Source organism: Micromonospora maritima (assembly GCF_902825405.1).
GTDB classification, from domain to species: Bacteria; Actinomycetota; Actinomycetes; order Mycobacteriales; family Micromonosporaceae; genus Micromonospora; species Micromonospora maritima.
Genome location: NZ_CADEAU010000767.1, coordinates 1 through 1,826, shown reverse-complemented (window position 1 = coordinate 1,826; position 1,826 = coordinate 1). Strand labels below are relative to the sequence as shown.

3 protein-coding genes are annotated in these 1,826 nt (G+C 75.0%); 2 read left to right on the top strand and 1 reads right to left on the bottom strand.

What is annotated here, in order from left to right; translation table 11 throughout:
* A partial coding sequence (locus HUW36_RS32090) for a DUF6297 family protein (RefSeq protein WP_217428916.1) occupies positions 1 to 711 on the top strand: 711 nt, incomplete at its 5' end.
* Positions 712 to 826: 115 nt separating this feature from the next.
* Positions 827 to 1,096 carry a GlsB/YeaQ/YmgE family stress response membrane protein gene (locus HUW36_RS32085; RefSeq protein WP_174531488.1) on the top strand — a complete coding sequence of 90 codons (270 nt, stop codon included), beginning with the start codon at positions 827 to 829 and terminating at the stop codon, positions 1,094 to 1,096.
* Positions 1,097 to 1,156: 60 nt separating this feature from the next.
* On the opposite strand, the gene HUW36_RS32080 is transcribed toward HUW36_RS32085, so the two are convergent.
* Positions 1,157 to 1,826, bottom strand: a 670-nt coding sequence (locus tag HUW36_RS32080; RefSeq protein ID WP_174531487.1) for a DUF4139 domain-containing protein, incomplete at its 5' end; no start/stop codon positions are given.

Genomic DNA, 1,826 nt, shown 5'->3' with positions numbered 1-1,826 from the left:
GTGGCGGCGGTGGTCCGGGCGTACCGGGCGCTGCCGTTCGTGGACCGCGCCTCGCTCGCCACGGGCGCGCAGGCGGCGGGCGCGGCGGCGGGGGCCACGGTGATGCTCGACCCCTCGATCCTCACCGACCTGGTGGAGAGCCGTCGCTGGCGGTCGATCGGCCGGGTGGCGAGCCGCCGTTTCCGTCCCCTCGGTCGGTTCGGCGTGCTCGTGCAGGCCGAGCTGTGGCGTCCGGTACGCCACCCCAGCGCGCTCGTGGTGTGGGCGGCGCTGCTGCTGACGACGTACGCGGTCGCGGCGGCGCTGCCGGGGTCGGCCGGCCCGGCGCAGGTGGTCCTCGGATTCCTGGCAGCCGGCCGGTTGACCGGCGGGCTGCGTGCCGTCAACCGGTCCGCCGGGCTGCGGCGTGCGCTGGGCGGCGGCGACACCCTGGTGACCCTGGCCCATCTCGTGGTCCCGGCCGTCGCCGTGCTGGTCTGGTACGCGGCGTCGCTGCCGGCGGTGCGGTCCGGCGTCGGCGTCGTCGACGGGGTGCTCGTGCTCGGCACCGTGGCGGCGGCCTACCGGGCGGCCACCCGACCACCCATGACGTACGGCGGCGCCGCGGCCGACACCCCGTTCGGGATGATTCCGGTCGACCTGGTGCGGCAGGTGGTGCGCGGCCCGGACGTGGTCGGCGCGCTGGTCCTCGTGCAGATGATCTGGGGCTGACCGGCGCCTGCCGCGCATGACAGTTCCATGAAGAAACGATTCTCGCGTTTGGGTGGATGGTTGATCGGGGCAACCATCGGGACGCCAACACATCCGAGGGAAAAGGACGGCTCTCGTGGAAGTCACGGGTTTCTTCACCGCGATCGTCATCGGCCTCGTCATCGGCGCGCTCGGCCGACTGGTGGTGCCGGGCAAGCAGAACATCCCGATCTGGCTCACGCTGCTCATCGGTGTGGTCGCCGCGATCCTGGGCACGTTCGTCGCCGGCGCGTTCAACGTCGACGACACGGCCGGCATCGACTGGATCGAGCTGGCGCTCCAGGTCGTCTTCGCCGCGATCGGTGTCGCCATCGCCGCGGGGGCCTACGGCCGCCGCCGCCTCTGAGGCGTGCGGGGCGGGGCCCTGCCCGACGCATTCCGCGCCGGGAGGGCCCCCGCCGCACACCTACTCCCGCCAGCCGGTCAGCTCGACGCCCTTGGCCAGCTCCACCCGGAAGCCCAGGGCGATCTCGCCGCTCCCACCCGGGGCGAGAGACAACCGCCAGATCAGCTCCCCCAGCTCGGTCCGCTCGGCCGGCGGTGGCGTCACCGTCGTCTCCCGGACCACCACCGCCTCGTCGCGGGACACCGGCAGCTGGTCGCGTACCTCCACCGTCGCCGGCCGCGGCGTGTGGTTGGCGACGGTGATCCGGTAGTCCACCTCCCGGCGCCGCGTCGACCCGAGCGTGGCCCTGGTCTCCGACCGCCGGTGCAGCTTCCGCTCCACCCGGAGCCGGTCGTCCACCCCCAGCGCCAGCTCCGTCTCCTCGCCGGGCGCCCACGTCGGCAGCCGGGTGGCCGCCACGAAGTCCGCCCCGTGGAACACCGCCGCCGGCCCGGGGAGCAGCGTGTGGTCCGACGTGTTGCGTACCGTCGCCCGCAGGTGCGCCTCGGCGGCGCGTACCGGAACGGTCACGTGGTCCAGCCGGGCCGGCAGCTCCAGCACGGCGACGGTGGCCCGGTGCGCGCTGCCGTCCGCCGGCACCGCCACCGCCCGGGCCGGACGGTAGGTGGCCGCGCCGACGCCCTGCTCGACCTGGCCCGCTCGCCCCGGGTCCGGCTGCCCGAGGCGCGCG